The organism is Nannocystis sp. RBIL2 (assembly GCF_026626745.1).
GTDB lineage: Bacteria > Myxococcota_A > Polyangia > Nannocystales > Nannocystaceae > Nannocystis.
In genome coordinates, this window is the sequence record NZ_JAPNJW010000001.1 from 2,241,298 (window position 1) to 2,257,979 (window position 16,682).

14 protein-coding genes are annotated in these 16,682 nt (G+C 71.5%); 7 read left to right on the forward strand and 7 right to left on the reverse strand.

Annotation, left to right across the window (positions count from 1 at the left end; genetic code table 11):
* The first annotated feature begins 170 nt into the window (after positions 1–170).
* The 5 genes from sbnA to OV090_RS08765 are packed head-to-tail and all read left to right on the forward strand — an operon-like array spanning position 171 to position 8,558.
* Positions 171–1,064, forward strand: a complete 894-nt coding sequence (gene sbnA, locus OV090_RS08745) for a 2,3-diaminopropionate biosynthesis protein SbnA (protein WP_346660359.1) — start codon at positions 171–173, stop codon at positions 1,062–1,064.
* Complete coding sequence (gene sbnB, locus OV090_RS08750; RefSeq protein ID WP_267703072.1) at positions 989–2,065, forward strand: 2,3-diaminopropionate biosynthesis protein SbnB; 1,077 nt, start codon at positions 989–991, stop codon at positions 2,063–2,065. Before sbnA ends, sbnB begins: the two co-directional genes overlap by 76 nt.
* A complete protein-coding gene (locus OV090_RS08755) occupies positions 2,062–6,645 on the forward strand; it encodes a non-ribosomal peptide synthetase (RefSeq protein ID WP_267703073.1) in 4,584 nt (1,527 codons plus the stop codon). The genes sbnB and OV090_RS08755 overlap by 4 nt, the downstream gene beginning before the upstream one ends.
* The gene (locus OV090_RS08760; protein ID WP_267703074.1) at positions 6,629–7,465 is read left to right on the forward strand and encodes an amino acid racemase; all 837 of its coding nucleotides are present in this window, start codon (positions 6,629–6,631) and stop codon (positions 7,463–7,465) included. The genes OV090_RS08755 and OV090_RS08760 overlap by 17 nt, the downstream gene beginning before the upstream one ends.
* A gap of 34 nt (positions 7,466–7,499) precedes the next feature.
* Positions 7,500–8,558, forward strand: coding sequence for a MupA/Atu3671 family FMN-dependent luciferase-like monooxygenase (locus OV090_RS08765; RefSeq protein WP_267703075.1), 1,059 nt, complete (start codon positions 7,500–7,502; stop codon positions 8,556–8,558).
* A gap of 375 nt (positions 8,559–8,933) precedes the next feature.
* On the opposite strand, the gene OV090_RS08770 is transcribed toward OV090_RS08765, so the two are convergent.
* Complete coding sequence (locus OV090_RS08770; RefSeq protein ID WP_267703076.1) at positions 8,934–9,191, reverse strand: hypothetical protein; 258 nt, start codon at positions 9,189–9,191, stop codon at positions 8,934–8,936.
* Positions 9,192–9,255: 64 nt separating this feature from the next.
* Between OV090_RS08770 and OV090_RS08775 the strand changes: the two genes are divergently transcribed.
* The gene (locus tag OV090_RS08775; RefSeq protein WP_267703077.1) at positions 9,256–9,984 is read left to right on the forward strand and encodes a hypothetical protein; all 729 of its coding nucleotides are present in this window, start codon (positions 9,256–9,258) and stop codon (positions 9,982–9,984) included.
* A gap of 103 nt (positions 9,985–10,087) precedes the next feature.
* On the opposite strand, the gene OV090_RS08780 is transcribed toward OV090_RS08775, so the two are convergent.
* The 4 genes from OV090_RS08780 to OV090_RS08795 form a co-directional block, all read right to left on the reverse strand.
* Complete coding sequence (locus tag OV090_RS08780; protein ID WP_267703078.1) at positions 10,088–10,717, reverse strand: sigma-70 family RNA polymerase sigma factor; 630 nt, start codon at positions 10,715–10,717, stop codon at positions 10,088–10,090.
* 88 nt (positions 10,718–10,805) lie between these two features.
* On the reverse strand, positions 10,806–11,771 hold the full coding sequence (locus OV090_RS08785) for a hypothetical protein (protein ID WP_267703079.1): 966 nt from the start codon (positions 11,769–11,771) through the stop codon (positions 10,806–10,808).
* A gap of 376 nt (positions 11,772–12,147) precedes the next feature.
* The gene (locus OV090_RS08790) at positions 12,148–13,155 is read right to left on the reverse strand and encodes an AraC family transcriptional regulator (protein ID WP_267703080.1); all 1,008 of its coding nucleotides are present in this window, start codon (positions 13,153–13,155) and stop codon (positions 12,148–12,150) included.
* A gap of 86 nt (positions 13,156–13,241) precedes the next feature.
* Positions 13,242–13,793 carry a hypothetical protein gene (locus OV090_RS08795; protein WP_267703081.1) on the reverse strand — a complete coding sequence of 184 codons (552 nt, stop codon included), beginning with the start codon at positions 13,791–13,793 and terminating at the stop codon, positions 13,242–13,244.
* On the opposite strand from OV090_RS08795, the gene OV090_RS08800 reads away from it, so the two are divergent.
* Positions 13,773–14,351 (forward strand): BON domain-containing protein, encoded by a 579-nt coding sequence (locus OV090_RS08800; protein ID WP_267703082.1) that lies wholly within the window; start codon positions 13,773–13,775, stop codon positions 14,349–14,351. The genes OV090_RS08795 and OV090_RS08800 overlap by 21 nt on opposite strands.
* A gap of 233 nt (positions 14,352–14,584) precedes the next feature.
* On the opposite strand, the gene OV090_RS08805 is transcribed toward OV090_RS08800, so the two are convergent.
* Both OV090_RS08805 and OV090_RS08810 read right to left on the reverse strand, forming a co-directional pair.
* Positions 14,585–15,412 (reverse strand): TetR family transcriptional regulator, encoded by an 828-nt coding sequence (locus OV090_RS08805; protein WP_267703083.1) that lies wholly within the window; start codon positions 15,410–15,412, stop codon positions 14,585–14,587.
* Between the two features lie 613 nt (positions 15,413–16,025).
* Positions 16,026–16,643: a hypothetical protein gene (locus OV090_RS08810; RefSeq protein WP_267703084.1), complete on the reverse strand. Its 618-nt coding sequence runs from the start codon at positions 16,641–16,643 to the stop codon at positions 16,026–16,028.
* Positions 16,644–16,682 lie beyond the last annotated feature (39 nt).

The window sequence follows — 16,682 nt, forward strand, 5'->3', positions numbered from 1 at the left end:
CGCTCGCCCGCTTCCGCCTCGCCAGACCTACCGGACCGATCCACCGGAGTGCAGTCGTGCATCGAATCGCTCTTCATCCTCCAGAAATCGGGGTCGCGCGACGCGAGCCGAGCGGCGTGCTCGTCTCGCGGATCCGCCAGCTCGTTCGCTCGGTACGAGAGACCCCGATCGTGCAGCTCTCTCACCCGCACCTGAATCTCTTCGCCAAGCTCGAGTACTGCAACATGTCCCACAGCATCAAGGACCGCTCGGCCCTGTGGATCCTGCTGCGGGCCATCGAACGCGGCGAGATCGACCCCGAGACGACCGTGGTCGAGTCGTCCTCCGGCAACTTCGCCGTCGCCCTGGCGGTCTACAGCCGCCTGCTCGGCCTCCGATTCGTCCCCGTCGTCGACCCGGTCATCTCGCCCCTCTACGAGGCGACCCTTCGCTGCCTGTGTCCGCGAGTCGAGAAGGTGAGCGAGGCCGACGACTGCGGCGGCTACCTGAAGGCGCGTCTGTCTGTCGTCCAGACCCTCCGCCGTCAGCTGCCCCGCGTCTTCTGGCCGAACCAGTACCAGAACACCGACGCGTGGATGGGACACTTCGACTTGACCGGCAAGGAGATCGCGGAGCAGCTCCAGCGCCTGCACTTCCTCTTTGTCGCGGTCAGCACCGGCGGAACCCTGGCCGGTCTGTCGCGCCGGCTGAAGGAGCGGTTCCCGGGGCTCACCGTGGTCGCGGTGGACGTCGAGGGCTCCGTCATCTTCGGCGGCCCGCCGCGCCGGCGAACGATCCCCGGCATCGGCTCCAGCATCGTCCCCGGGCTCTTGAAGGAGGCGCTGGTGGACGATGTCGTCATCGTCACCGAGGAGGAGACCATCGCTTGCTGCAAGCGGCTCCTCCACGAGCATCACCTGTTCGCCGGCGGCTCCACCGGCAGCGTGTTCGCAGCCATCGAACGCCGCTTCGCCGGCCACCGCGGAGGGCGCCCGGATGTCCTCTTCCTGTGCGCCGACCGCGGCAGCGCGTACTTCCACAACGTTTATGGCGACCTCTGGTCCGCAGAGCGGAGGGACGCATGATGGAGTTCGCCACCATCTCCGGCAAGACCTGCCACCGCGTCATTCACGACGACATCCCTCGCTGCCTCGAGATCGTCCGGGAGGCCTACCTGGCCCATCGGCTCGGCGACACGGTCAACCCTCCCAGCGCGTTCCTCCGCTTTCCCGACCGCCCCGACGCCCGCATCATCTCGCTGCCCGCACACCTCGGCGGACCCGACGCGGTCTCCGGCATCAAGTGGATAGCGAGCTACCCGCAGAACCTCGAGCGCGGCATCCCGCGCGCATCGGCGGTCCTGATCCTCAACCGCGCCGACAATGGCTATCCGTTCGCCTGCCTCGAGGCCTCGGTGATTTCGGCGGCACGCACCGCCGCGTCCGCCGCTCTCGGCGCCGAGCTCTTGCACGGCCGCAAGCAGGCGCGCGCCCTGGGCATCGTCGGCACCGGTTACATCGCTCGCTACGTACACACCTTTCTCCTCGCGCTCGGCTGGGAGGTGGACGAGCTGTGGCTCTTCGACAGGAGCGAGGCCGAGTGCCGTCGCTTTCGCGAGGCGGCCAGCCGGCGTCACCCTCGGGCAGTACGGCTCGCCCCGAGCGTCGACGCGCTCCTGGCGGCCTGCGATCTGTGCCTCTTTGCGACGACCACGGCCACGCCCCACGCGGACGACCCGGCGGCGCTGGAGCACTGTCCCACGGTGCTGCATCTGTCCCTGCGCGACCTCGGCCCCCGGGTCATGGTCGCGGCGCAGAACATCGTGGATGACGCGCGCCACGCATTGACTGCGGCGACCTCGCTCGAACTGGCTGCCCGCCAGGCGCCGGCCCTCGAGCTCGTGAGCGGCACCCTGGCCGACGTCATGTCGGGCGCGGTAGCCCCCGATTTCGCCCGCCCGCGCATCTTCTCCCCCTTCGGCCTCGGCATCCTCGACGTCGCGCTCGGCAGATGGATCGCCGAGCGCGCCCGCGAGACCGGGGACCTGAACCCGGTGCCGGACTTCTTCCACGAGATGACCCGATGAACCGCGAAACCCGCGCAAGCGAGCTCGTGCGCGCTCGCCTCCTCCACGAGGCCATCCAGGATGTGCGCCCCGCCCGCGCGGCCCAGCGGCGGGCTTGCGCCGACGAGGCAGTGTGCTCACCGGCGGCCTCACACCTCGTTTGGGCGGTTCGCATCCGCGGTCCCGTCGACGTCGCCGCCCTGCAGCGCGCATGGGAGGCACTCGTGCTCGCCTCCACTCCGCTCCGCTCCGTCCTGCGCGAGCACATGGGCCGGCTGGAGCAGGTCACCTACGACGCGAGCGCCGTCACCTTCGAGCGCTCGGCGGCGCCGGTCACCGAGGTCGACGATCTGGCCCGATTCGCCCGCGATCTCGCCAGCACCCGCTTCGACCATCCCCGCGGTTTTCCCTGGCGGAACGCGCTCGTCTGGGACAACGCGGAGAGCGCCCACGCCCTGGTCGTCGTGCAGCACGGCGCAATGTGTGACGCCTGGTCCATCCACCCGCAGATGATGCATCTTGCCCAATCGTACTGCCCCGAACCAGGCGTCCATGCCCCCGCGAGCCCGAGCGCTGCCACGGCGCGGCTGGTGGACGAGCCCGGCGCGCAGCGGTTTTGGCGCGAGCGACTGGCCGGCCTCGACGAGCTCTCGCTGCCACGCGAGGGTCTCTCCAGGGCCGGCGGCGGAGATGCCAGCACCTCCGCCATCGACTGCTCGCCCGCATTGAGCCTGGCCCTCGAGCGTACGGCTGCCGATCTCGGCGTCTCGCCGCTCGCGCTGGTGATGGCCACCTATATCGCGCTGCTCCACCGTTACACCGCGCAGACGGATCTCGCAATTCCGGCGCTCTTGCCGGGGCCAGGTTCTGGCCTCGCCGCCGGATGCTCGGCGCGGACTGCCGTGATTCGCTGCCGGCTCACCCGCGAGCTGCCCTTCGCCGCGCTGGCCCGGCAGGTCGCCCGCGAGCTCGACACCGCCGAACCGCACGCCTCCGACGCCCTCGACGACATCGTGCGATGGCTCGGACCGGGCACGGCGCGGGGCGCCGATCTGTTTCCCGCGCGATTCGTCTGGGCTCCCGCCGTCGGTGACGACATCGAGGTCGCCGGCACGCGCTGGCGCGCGCGGGTCTTCATGCCCGACGGATCCGTCGAGGGCAGCTCGGCCCACGACCTGCGGCTCGGCTTCGGCCCCGTGACCGGCGGCGGCCTCGGCGGCCTGTTCGTCTACCGACCCGGCAGCGTCAGCCCGACCGTGGGCGCGCGCATGGGGGAGCACTTCGCGCTTCTCCTCCGCGCGGCCGCCTTTGCGCCGGCGACCCCCGTCGCACGCCTGCCGCTCATCGGCGAGGAGGAACGCCGGCTCCTCCTGGACAGCTGGAACGACACCCGGCGCCCGGCCCCGATCGACACTCCGTTCCACGTCCTCTTCGAGGCGGAGGTGCGCCGCGGGCCCGGGCGCATTGCGGTCAGCGCCGGCCAGCGATCGCTCACCTACGCCGCCCTCGATCGGTTGGCCGACCGGATCGCACGCCGACTACGCGCGCTCGGCATCGGGCGCGACCACACGGTGGGCCTCCTCATGGCGAGAGGCGTCGACCTACTCGCGTGCATCGTCGGCATCTTCAAAGCCGGCGGCGCCTATGTGCCCATCGACCCGGCGCTGCCGCCGGCACGCCAGCGCCACATCGTGCGGTCGAGCGGGTGCCCGGTACTGATCGTCGGCTCGGCCGCGGCCGCCGGCCTCGAGGAAGGCGTCGAGCCAGGCGAGCGACTCGCTACCGCAATCTACCCGCTGGCGGAGTTCCTCGCGGAGCACGCGGAGGACGATCCGGGGTACGAAGGCTGCCGGTCCGCTGGCGCCGCCGCGACCGACCTGGCCTACGTCATCTACACCTCCGGCTCCACCGGGGCACCCAAGGGAGCGATGGTCGAGCAGCGGGGCATGGTCAACCATCTCCACGCCAAGATCGACTCCTTGAGCCTCGGCGGAGCCGATGTGGTGGCGCAGAGCGCCGCCCAGAGCTTCGACATCGCCATCTGGCAATTCCTCGCCCCGCTCCTCGCCGGCGCGCGAGTCGAGATCGTCGCCGACGAGCAGGCGCGCGACCCCGCCGCGCTGCTGTCACTCGTACGCGATCGCAAGATCTCGGTGTTGGAAGTGGTGCCGTCGCAGCTCGGCGCGCTCCTCGACTACGCGACCGCGGCCGGCGTCGGCCCCGACCAGCTCGCCTCGCTGCGCTGGCTGCTCGCCACGGGGGAGGCCCTGTCGGCGGAGCTGTGCCGACGCTGGCTCGAGCTCTTTCCGCGGATCCCCCTCGTCAATGCGTATGGCCCGACCGAGTGCTCGGACGACGTCGCCCATCACACAGTGCGGGCCGCGAGCGACCTCACCGGCCCCGAAGTGCCCATCGGCCGCCCACTTCACAATACGCGGCTCTACGTCCTGGATGCGGAGCTCGCGCCGGTCCCCATCGGCGTCGCCGGCGAGCTGTGCGTCGCGGGCGTCTGCGTGGGCCGGGGATATCTGGGGGCCCCGGGCGAGACCGCCCGGGCGTTCCTGAACCATCCGCTCGCCGGCCGCGGCCGCCTGTACCGCACGGGAGACCGCGTGCGCTACACCGCCCGTGGCGAGCTGATCTTCCTCGGACGCCGGGACGATCAGGTCAAGATCCGCGGATATCGCATCGAGTTGGACGAGGTCAGCGCCGCCCTCGCCGCGCATGCGGCGGTGCGCGACGCGGCTGTCGTCGTGCGCCGGGACGCCACCCGCGAGCCGCAGCTCGTCGCATTTTGGACCGCGCGCGGACGGGCGACGGCGGAGGAGCTCGCCGCGCACATGGCCGAGCGGCTGCCGCCCTACATGCTGCCCGCACACATCCACCGCGTCGACGCCCTGCCCCTCACTCCGAGCGGCAAGGTGGACCGACGGGCCCTCGCCCGACGGACGCTGGAGGATCGCCGTGCGTCGCCCCCCGAAGACGACTCGCACCCGCGAACCCCGGTCGAAGAAATCGTGTGTCACGTGTGGGCGAACATCCTTGGACGCGAGACCGTCGGGCTCGACGCGCCCCTGGCCGAGCTCGGCACCGATGTGGTCGCCGCCTTCGACACGGCCGTGCGCCTGCGCTTCGTCCTCGGCGTCGACCTGGCGACCGACGAGGTTCTGCGCGCCCGCACGGTCCGCGAGCTCGCCGGCACTGCCGCGGGCCGGCTGGGCATCGCACCCGGGGCCGCGCTCTCGCGCCCGCCTCCGCGTGCCTGCGGCCTCTCGGCGCCGTCTGTCGCCCAGGAGCTCCTCATACTCACCGCCCGCGGCCGCGAGGCGCTCGAGCGCAGCAGCGAGCGCGTGGCCGTGGCGATCCGCGGGCCGCTCGACCTCGCGGCTCTCGCCGCCGCCGTGGAACATGTCGGCCACCGGCACCCCGCGCTGCGGACCACGCTCCTCCCTGGGACCATGGACGAGCCACCTGCCGCCCGCTTCGGCCCGGCCGCCAGGGCGACCACCCTGGACATTCTGCCGGCCAGCGCCAGCCAGGACCTCGCCCTGGAGCTGTGCGCCCGTCAGGCGGCGAGACCTTTCCCGCTGGGTGACGCGCCGCTCCTTCGTGCGAGCGTGACCCGTGTGGGCGACGAGTGCCATGTCCTCGGGCTCTCCGCCCACCGGGTGGTCGCCGACGCTCGCTCGCTGCGCGTGCTCCTGGGCGAGCTGGCCCTGCTCCACGACGCCTGCGCGCACGGTCAGGTCGTGCTGCTGCCGGAGCCGGACGCCGAAGATGCGAGCCGCGTGGCCGCCGAGCAGACCGGCCGCGTGCAAGCGACCCGGCAGCAGTCTCTCTCCTTCTGGGGCCGACAGTGGGCCGGCGGGCCGGAGGCCCCCTCGAGTCGAAACGCCGCGCCACGCCGGCCAGCCGACAACCGGGCAACCACGAGCTTCGCCCTCCGTGCGACGGTCACCGAAGCCCTCCGCGCCCTGTGTCGGGCCGAGGCGGTCTCGCTCCACACCCTCCTGTTTGCCGCGACCGGCGTGGTGCTTCGCTCGATGACCGGACGGCCTCGATTCGCGATCGAGATCGTCCTCGAGAACCGGCCGCTTCCGTGGCAGCGACACGCGGTGGGCGCCCATGCTGTCTCGGTTCCGCTGCGCGCCGAGCCGACCGGCGAGGAAAGCTTCGTCGAGCTCCTGCGGCGGACGCGACGACAGGAGCTCGAGGCGCACGCTCACACCGGCCCGGCGCTCCTTGAAGCCCTCGCCAGGACGGGTGGCCCGCTCGCGCGGTCCCTGGACCTCGCGCTCGTCGTGGAGCCGCCGCCGCTGCCCATCCGCGCCCGGCACACCTGCTGGGACGTGATCGAGGCCGGCCACACCGACGGCCCGGCCGCGCGGACGCTGCGGATCCGCGAGCGCGGCGGCCACCTCGAGGGCACCTTCGTCTCCGCCGGCGAATCTCCAGCGGCCGGCCTGAAGTGGGTGCGAACGTTCGAGGCGCTGGTCGGCGAGCTCGTCGCCGCACCCGAGGCGCGCCTCGCTCGGATCTGGGGCACGGCCTCGGGTCCGAGCGCGCTCGGCGGGCGGTACGAACATGCGAACGACATCTAGACAGGCGGCGATTCCGGGCATCATCGGCGGGCTGGGGCCGCTGGCGCACATCGCCTTCGAGCGGCGGCTCTTGGCCGAGAGCGCCCGCCGCGGCGCCGCCAGCGACCAGGACCACCCGATCTGGTTCCTGGTCAGCGCCACGGATGTCCCGGACCGCACCGAGAGCCTGGCCGGCGCGGCCGAGCGATGCACCCGCTCCCTCGTGCGTTATGGCCGACTCTTGCAGGAGGCCGGCGCCGACTTCCTCGTCGTCGCGTGTAACACGGCGCATGCGTTTCATCGATCGGTCCAGGCGCACCTGTCGATTCCCTGGATTCACTCGATCGACCGCACCGCCGAGGCGATCGCCCGCGACGACGCGGGGAGCGAGCGAGTCGGGATCCTGGCCACGGACGGCACCCTCGCGGCCCGGCTGTACCAGGAGAGCCTGGGCAAGCTCGGGCTGCCCGCGGTCGTCCCCGTCATCGGCTCCGAGGTCCAGTGCCGCGTGATGGACGCCATCTATTCTCCTCGCTGGGGCGTCAAGGCGACCGGCATCGACGTCAGCGAGGAGGCCCAGGACGCGCTCGTCGCCGCCGTCAGCTGGTTGAAGGAGCGAGGAGCGACGCGGGTCATCGCCGGCTGCACCGAGCTCTCGGCGGCGCTCGCCAGCCTGTCACCCGAACGGCGCCTCGCTCTGCCGTGGACCGACCCGCTCGACATCGCCGCCCGCGTGACGCTGGATCTCGCATTCGAGCCGCGGCTCGCCGGCGCAGGGCTCGCGCAGCATCGACGACCCGAGCCCGACCGATGGCCACGCGCCGCTCGATACGATGAGTGATTTCGTCGGCGACTGCCGCTGGAATGGAGCACCCATGCGATTCGCACTCTTCTTCTTCTCGTCCGACGCCGGCACCCGGGACAACCCGTACGAGCTCATGCTCGAGGCGGCGAAGTTCGCCGACCGCCACGGGTTTGCTGCAGTCTGGACGCCGGAGCGTCACTTCGATCGCTTCGGAGGCGCCTTTGCCAATCCTGCGCTCACCAGTGCCGCCTTGGCGATGGTCACCGAGCGCCTCCAGCTCCGTTCGGGCAGCTTGATCTCCCCCCTTCACGACGTCATCCGCATCGCCGAGGAGTGGTCGATGGTGGACCAACTCTCGCGTGGACGGGCCGCCATCTCTTTCGGTTCGGGGTGGAACGCCAACGATTTCGTGTTCTTCCCCGAGCGATACGTCCGTCGCCAGGAAGTGATGCTCGAGCAGATCCATCAGCTTCGTCGACTGTGGCGCGGGGAACGCTGCACGCGCCAGACGCCCACCGGTCCAGCCGAGCTGGAGCTGTTCCCCAAGCCCCGACAGCGGGAACTCCCGATCTGGCTGACCACTTCCGGTTCGGCGGAGACCTATCGGTCGGCGGCCCGGCTCGGCGCGAACGTTCTCACTCACATGATTATGCAGGATCGGACACAGCTGGCGGAGCACATCCGGCTGTACCGCAACGAGCGGACGCAGGCGGGGCTCCCGCCCGCGGGCGGGATCGTGAGCCTGATGCTGCACACCTTCATCGGACACTCCGACGAGACGGTCCGGCGGATCGTCAGGCCCAGCTTTCGCGAATACTTGCGCTCGGCGGTGAAACTCGAGGTCGCCGCCGCCCAGCGCGCAGGCACCGTGAGCGGCGGGCTGCGCATGGCCGGGGATGAGATCCCCCCCGACCTGGTCGAGGAGCTCCTCGACATGACCTTCGACCGTTACTACGAGCAGGCCTCGTGCATGGGCACCATCGATACCGCTGCGCGCCAGGTCAACGCGCTCGCGGCGGCCGGCGTCGACGAGATCGCCTGCCTCATCGACTTCGGTCTGACCCCGTCGACCGTGCTCGAGGGGCTAGACTCCCTGCGCCAGCTCAAAGAGCGTTTCGACCCGACGTGAGCGACTGCGAGCTGCTCGTACCAGCCGCAGATCGAGCTCGCCGCTCGCCTCGGGCTCCTCGACGCTTTTGAACTTGGGCCGCGGCGAATCGAGGCTGTCGTCCCGGTATGATCATACCTCGGCCCGATCGACCCTGGCCACAATGAGCCACCGGGGAATTTCCGCGACGAGCTCGTCCCGAGGCTCGCGCCCTCAAGGTCCCTGATGGGGTGGCCGCGCCCGCGATCGATCGGGGTTCGTGCACCGCCTCGAGATCGTCGCGGCGGCCCCACGCAGTCAGCCCCAGCAGCAGCGTCGCCACGCCCGCGAACACGAACACTGCGCGAGTTCGGGCGACACCTGTCGCGGTGGAGGCGGGCGGAGCGACCGAGCAGTTCACCGCCGAGAGGCCCCATCGAGCTGGACGCCGACGGCCGGGAGACCGGCCCCGACGCGGTCGGGGCGGACCAGCTTGATCGCCACCCTGCGCCCGAGCTCCGGGTCGACGCCGGCGTAGACGACCCCCATGCCGCCGGCCCCGATCCGCTCGCCCACCACGTAGCGCCCGAGCCGCAGCGCCGGCGCCGGCTCGCCGAGGAGCCGCCCGCGGACCTCCGCGAACAGGCGCTGGAACTCGAGCGGTCGCTCGCCCACGCGCGCATCAACGCCGTGATGGTTCGGCCCGGTCTCGACACCCATAGCCCGAGGACTCAAGACCATGCCTACCACCAGCCACGAACCATCGGGTCTCATCGCCATCCGCGCGCTCGTCGACATGGAGCGCGAGCGACAGGACCGCGAGCGCGCCGCCGCGGCCGCCCGTGACGCCGCCGAGGCCGCTGCCCGCGAGGCCGCCGCGGCCAGGGCCCGCGCCGAAGAGGATGCCCGGGCCCGCGCCGCGGCCGAGGCCGCAGAGACCGCGCGCCTGGCCGAGGAGCGCCGGGAGCACGAGGCGCGGCTGCGCGCGGCCGAGATCGAGGGCCGGCTGCGCGCGAGCCAGGCGGCCCACCTGGCGCAGGTGCAGGCCGAGCTCGACGACCGCACCCGGCGGTCGCGCTCCGGCGGCGCCGTCGGCCTGTGGACCGCCGGCGCGCTCGGCCTCGTCGGCCTGGGCCTCGCGGTGCTGCTGCGGGGCCCCGCCATGGCCGCGCCCGCGCCCGCCCTCGCCCCTGCCGACACCTCGCTCCACGACGCCCGCCAGGCGATCGCGGACCTCCGCGCCGGGATCGAGGACATCGAGCGTCAGACCGACGAGGACCGCCGCGCCCTCGCGGACGCCCTCGCGCGGGCCACGGCCCCGACCGTCGAGCTCCCCGCGGCCGCCCCCGCGCCGCGCCCGCGGCCGACCGCGCGCCCGACCGCCAAGCCGGGCGAGAAGCCCGTCGTCGGCAAGCCCGGCGGCATCAAGATCTGCGACACCAACGACCCGCTCGCCGAGGACTGCTGAGGCATCCGCGGATCCGCCACTCGCAGCATGCCCTTTCGAGCATGCCCGGAACGCCATGTTCGAGACGACATGTCGCAGAAGACATGCCCTTCAGAGCATGTCCTCACGTACTGGTTCCGCGGGGCAGCCCGCGGGCCGACAGCTCGCGGACCCAGTCGTCGAGGCGGTCGACCGTCGACGCGCGCAGGGCCGGCGTCTCCGCCAGGCGCTCGCAGGCGGCCACCACGAGCAGCCTGGCCTTGCGCAGGCGGCCGTACATGCCCGGCTCGGACAGCCCGTACATGCGGGCCAGCTCGCCAGCGGTGGCGCCCTCGAGGTGATACAGCTCGAACGCGATCTGCAGATCGATCGGCAGCTCGCGCAGCGCTTGCAGCAGGATCGCCTCCTCGCGTCGGTGGGCCAGCGCGCTGGTCGGCGACGGCCCGAAGCCGGCCAGCGAGTGCTCGATCGGGTCGAGGTGCTCGGCGTCGCGGCGCTTGCGGCGGAGGTGGGCCAGCAGCACCAGGCGCGCAGTCCCGAGCACGTAGGTGCGGAACGCAGACTCGCCGCGGAACCGCTCCTTGCCCTCGCACATCGCCAGGAACGTCTGCTGGATCAGGTCGGCCGCCGCCTCCTCGCCGACCTTGTAGTAGAAAAAACGGCACACCGCGTCGAAGTGGCGCGCGAGCAACGAGTCGCCGGCCGCGCGATCGCCCGCGCGCCAGGCCGTCAGCAGCTCCTCGTCGCTCGTCATGGTCCGCCGCAGTATAGCGGCGCCCGCGGACGCGCGTCACCGCCGGCAGACGTGCCGTCGACGGCGCTCGGCCGCGTCCTCGCCGACCTCACGCGAGGGCCGGCTCGATCCCGTACTCGCGGCGCAGATCTTCGACCTGGCGATCCATCACCGCCCAGAAGTCCCAGTGGTCGGTGAGGTCGACCGTCACGCGCGCGCCGCGGGCGAACGCTCGCACCACGTCGTCGATCGCGCCGGGCTTGTCGTTGTAGTAGCCGCGGGCCGCGTCGGCGAAGGCGGTCAAGCGCAGACCGTGCTGGCCGTTGAGCAGCAGGAACACCAGCACGCTGAACGAATCCTGGCGCTTGTAGCCGGCCTGGAAGGCGAGCACGAGGCCCTCGCTCTGGAAGTCGGTGCCGTAGCCGCCGAGGATGTGCGACAGGTCGTGCGTCAGCAGGCCCTCGGGCGCGCCGTGCTTCTCGCCGGGGAACTTGAAGTCGTTGGCGACGTAGAAGCGCCACAGCTCCTTGCCCAGCGAGCCGTCGGGGTAGTCGGCCAGCCCGCGGTAGCGCTCGGCCACCTCCTTGTTCTCCCACAGGCCGGCGAAGCTGCCGAGGTTCTTGACGATGCCGAGGAAGCCCTGGTTCTCGTACAGCTGCTTGAACGCCGGGCCGGCCAGGCTGCGGCGGACCACGTCGAAGCGCAGCTCCATCAGCCGCTCGGTCTGGAACTTGCGCAGCTGTTCCAGAGTGACCGACGCGACCGCGAAGCCCGTGGCGAAGCGCTCGATCGCCGCCTGCTCCTCGTCCGCGATGGTATCGCTGGCGAACGTCAGAGTGACCATGCCGCTGATCAGCTGGGTGCGCAGCGCCGGGTCATCGACCGCGGCCGCGAGCTCCTCGGGCGTGATCGGCCCGAGCGCGTCGAGGTCAAAGTCGGTCCGCAGCAGGTGCTGCTGGATCGCCGCCAGCGCCTCGCGGCGGATCGGCGCCAGCGGCCCGGCTGCCGTCAGTACGGTCTTCATGGCGCGGAGGCCGGCTCGGGCCTGGTCGTGGGTGGGAATCAGAAACGTCATGACTCGTGCTCCGTGACCCCATGGTGCATCCGCGCCGTCGGCCGCGCCTTGACGCTGCGCGCCAACCCCTTGTCGTCAGGCGTCACGCGAGCTCACGGGCCCTCGCGCCGTCGCCCCGCCTCGACGCCGCGCGCCGACGATTGGTCGTCACGCGTCACTCCGACTCACCCGCCCGCGCCGTCGCTCACAACGACGGGTCGTCACCCATCACTCGGGGCTCAAGCGCCTCGACATCGCGGTCAACGATTCGTCGCCACGCATCGCTCGGACTCACGTGCCCGCGCCTCGACATCGCGGCCAACGATTCGTCGCCACGCATCGGGCTCACGCGCCTCGACGCCGCGCGCCAACGACTGTCATCATCCGTCACTCGAGCTCACGCGCCCTCGCGCTGCCGCCAGGTCGACGGCGCCGACCCGGTCCAGCGGCGGAACGCGCGGGTAAACGTCGCCACCTCGGTGAAGCCGAGCAGGAACGCGATCTCCGAGACCGTGCGCTGGCCCTCGCGCAGATAGCCGAGCGACAGATCGCGGCGCACCTCGTCGACCAACGCCTGGAACGTCGTGCCCTCCGCCTGCAGCGCCCGCTGCAGCGTGCGCGTGCTGGTGGCCAGCGCCTTCGCGGTCGCCTCGAGCGACGGCACCTCGCCGGGCAGCGCGCGGACCACATGCGTCTTCACCCGCTGGACCAGATCGTCGCGGGCCGGCAAGCGGGCCAGCAGCTCGTCGGCGTGGCGCTCGAGCAACGCCGCCAGCGACGGGTCGGCCCCGCGAACCGGCGCGTCGAGCAGCTCGGCGCGGAAGTCGAAGCCGCTGGCGACCTCGCGGAAGGCCAGGGGCGCGCCGAAGATCTGGCGGTGCGGTTCGATGTCGGCCGGCGGCCCGTGCTGGAACCCGACCCGCCGCGCCGCGAACGTCGGCCCGACCAGCGCCCGCGCTCGCAAGAACCACGTCGTCACCACGTACTCCGAAAAATGCCGCGGCGCGCAGGCCGTCCCGCGCAGGCGCAGCTGCAGCCGCGCCTCCCCGCCCGTGATCGCCAGAGTCAGCTCCGCGTCGTCGTGGTGCAGCCGTTGATAGCGGAGCATCCGCTCGATCGCCTGCCGCAGCGTCGGCCCCTGCGCGCACACGTAGTCGACGACGTCGAACGGCGCGTCGCGCAGCAGCTCCGCCGCGCCCAGGCCGAAGCTCGGATCGCCGCACAGCGCCGGCACTTCCTCCCACGCGCGGAGGAACAGGGCATGAGGCACCCGCACATGCGGGTCGGCGAGCAGCGACCGATCGAACTCGAGCCGGCGAGCGAGCTCGTCCGGGCTGACGCCGAAGCGCGCCGCGCCGAGGACGCAGATCCGGATCGCCTTGATGCACGCGGTGGACGGGGTCATGTCCCGCCCCCACTTTCACCGCCCCGGCGCGCGGCCGTCAATCACCCCGGGCCCCCGCCCCCAGAGCGCGCCGCCGAGCGCGCCCATCACCTCCCGCAGACCCTTCGGTCGGCGATCCTCTGATCGCATGCCTCAAAAGACATGCCCTTGACGACATGCCCTGTGCGACATGTCCTCATGCGCATACGCTCCAGCAACCCCTCACGCCTCGGCTCGCTGCGGTCACTACGCACCTCGCCGTGCGCAAGGAACCTCAGGCGCAGCGACGACCTGCGCCGCGGCGCGACGGGCGAAAGATCGTGGCTCACGTCGTTTCTCGCCCCAATTTGCCGACCGCGGAGGAAAGAACCATGCAGAACGACAATCTTCACCACCGCGGGCGCCGCCACGGGCACAAGGGACGGCGAGATCTGGGCGAGACGCGCGGCCTGCTGGCGCGGGCGATCGATCGCGTGCGCGCGTGGTTCGGCGACGAGGATGCCTCCTCTCGGCTCAGGCTCGACGGCAAGCGCAGCCGTCGCGACGCCCGGCTTCAGGCGCGCGCCGAGCGACGTCAGCAGCGGCTCGAGCACATCGAGGAGCTGCGGCGCGGCGGCCAGCGGCGTCAGCGCGAGCGCATGCACGAGGAGGTCCCGCACGGCTTCATCCCGTCGCCGCAGGTGTGGCCGTGGCAGTTCATGGGCCGCGGCACCCCGTGGCCCCCGAGCCCCGAATCGTACTACCCCCAATTGTTGCCCACCGGCGTGCGCGGGCGACCGCTGCACCGGCGCGGGCGCTTCTCCGGCCGCGGCCCGCGGGGCTACATGCGCCCCGACGCGCGGATCGTCGAGGACATCAACGAGGCCCTGACCTACAGCCCGCACATCGACGCCAGTGACATCGAGATCCGCGTCGACAGCGGCGACGTCGTCGTGACCGGCATCGTCGACGACCGCTTCATCAAGCGGCTGGTGGAGGACCTGATCGAGGACGTCTCGGGCGTGCGCGACGTGCAGAACAACCTCCGCGTCGAGAAGCGCGAGCTGCAGGGCGCCGGCGGCATGAACCGCGCCTCGGGCAGGCGCGACGACTTGGGCGGCCTGCGCCGCGACATGACCGTCGGCCAGGACTTCGAGGACCTCGAGGCCAGCAACCTCAACACCGGCCAGGAGACCTGCTCGCGCAAGGATCGCCGCGGCGGCTTCTCTGGCACGTGAGCGCTGCCCCCCGCTCTCACGCGACTTCAACCGTGAGCGCCGAAGGCTGCGGGCGGTCGCGTCGCCCCCGACGCGGCCGCGCGGCGCTCCGGTCGTCACCGCGAGCGTTCACATGACGCGTTGTCCTCGGCCGCGGCCGCGCGGGTCACCGCGAACGCACGCATGACGCGTCTCCCTCGGACGCGCTCGCACGACGCTCCGCGCGTCGCCGCGGGCGCCAGTGATTCAACGACTCACGGCGCGGTCGCCCGGCGCATGAAGTCGACGTACGCCGCCAGCGCCTCGGCCTGAGAGTAGCGGTCGTCGAGCGCCAGGCGGTCGCCGAGCGCCATCAGGGCCCCCCACAGCATGTAGGCCCACAGCTCCGTGTCACCGCGGCGCAGCTCGCCGGCGGCCATCGCCCGGCGCAGGCTCGGCTCCGCGTTCGTCACCATGCGGTGCAGCGCATCGCGGGCGCGCGCGGCCACCTCGGCGTCGCGCCCGTGGGCGGCAGCGCCGAGCAGGTTCGTCATCGTGCGATAGCCGGCGAACCGCGACAGCACCGCCTGCGCCCGCAGCCGCGCCTCGTCGATCAGCGGCATCTTCGCCTCGATCTGCGCCCGCGTCGTCGCCGGCACCAGAGTGAAGCGCAGGCGATCGAGGCACTCGACGAACAGCTCGCTCTTACCCACGAAGTGCTGATAGACGGTCGCTTTGCCGACCCCGGCCGCGCGCGCGATCGCCTGCACGTCGGCCCCCTCGAACCCGCGCTCGAGGAACAGCCGGGCCGCCGCGTCGAGGATCGCCGCGCGCCGGTCGCTCGCGCCGTCCCGTCGCCGTCGCGGCCGCTTGTGGGGCGTCCGCGGCCGCAGGCGGGTCGCCAGGCGCTGGCGGATCTCCCCCAGCCCGAGCCCCTGGGCCCGCAGCGCCTTGATCTCGCGCAGCCGCTCGACGTGCTCGTCGCCGAAGTGGTGGAGCCGCGGACCCAGAGTTTCCGGCCGCGGCAGCAGACCGAGGTCGAGGTAGTGGTGAATGGTCGAGCGATGCGTGCCGCTGACCCGGGAAAGCTCGGCGATCTTCATCCTCCCGCCCCCTCTCGAACGCCCTTTTTGTATTGCACGACCGGCGATTTTGCATAACACAACTTACCCAACCCAGGGCCTTCCAGCGCCATCTCTTATTCATTTCTGCGGACTATGATGGCCTGGCTGCGTGGAGTTCTCCGCGCGGCGGGCGCCGAGCAGGTCCCGTACCTCGCGCAGATGTCGGCGAAATTGATTGATCACATCTCCCGAACGGGCGCCCCTGCACCCGGTGCAGCGCTGCCGCGCGGCCCATGCCGCCTACGTCGAAGATCCGACCAACGCGCGACGCGAGGCCCTACGCGTCGCCTACGAGGCAGCGCCGTCGCACAACCAAAGGTACGTCGGCGACATGGACACGAAGGGCATCGAGGTGCGGATGATCCTCAACGGCGAGCAGGAGCTCGCACGTCTTCACGGAGGCCCCGCCTCGACTACTCGATTGCTCCTCGTTGCCGCTCGTTTGGAAGTCGTTCCTGGTGCTCGTTTTGCCGCGGGCACAGCAAGACTTTCGACCGGGCTACGCCGTTGCTGACTCGACGCATCGGTGGCCGACGACCTCGCCCGCCGACCGGAGTGTACGACACGCTCGGCTCCCCCGCGTGGAGGGCGTTCACGACCCGTAGACCGCGCGCAGCCGGCGACTCGTCGGGGCGTCCAGCGTGCCGGTGGGCTCCAGATCCTCGTCGAGCTGGAACGTGTACAGCGCCAGGGCGTAGGCGTCGTCCTCGTCCTCGTCCTCGAACGTGAGGTAGCCGAGGCTTCGCAGCCGTGAGCGCGCGCCGCGTTCCGTGTCCTCGGGATCGAGGGCACCGAGGAGTAGATCGTAGACCTCGTCTTCGAGGGGCTCCCCATCTTCGGGCGCGGGTGGCGTCAGCGTGAGCGTGGCCTGCAGCGCACCCGGAGGGATCCATTGCTCCACCCAGCCGTCCGCGTCGGTCTGGCCCCTGCGGTGCTCGCCGCCCACCTCGAAGACGTAGGGGATGTCGGCACGCGGGCTCCCCTCGTCGAGGAAGCGCATGCGGAATTTCTCCGGGACCCCGCGTCTGCGGAACCGATGAACACGATCGGTCTCGCCCTTCTCGATCCGCGGGCGCAACGCGGGCACCCGCACGACGTCGCCCGGGGCCAAGACGTACGGATCTTTCCGCAGGGCCTTCAGCCGCGCGTTGTCGGGGTGGTTCCAAAGCGTCTCCATGCGGAAACCGTTCTCCACGGCGATGCTCGCCATGCACTCGCCATCCTTCACCACATGATCCCGCGCCATACT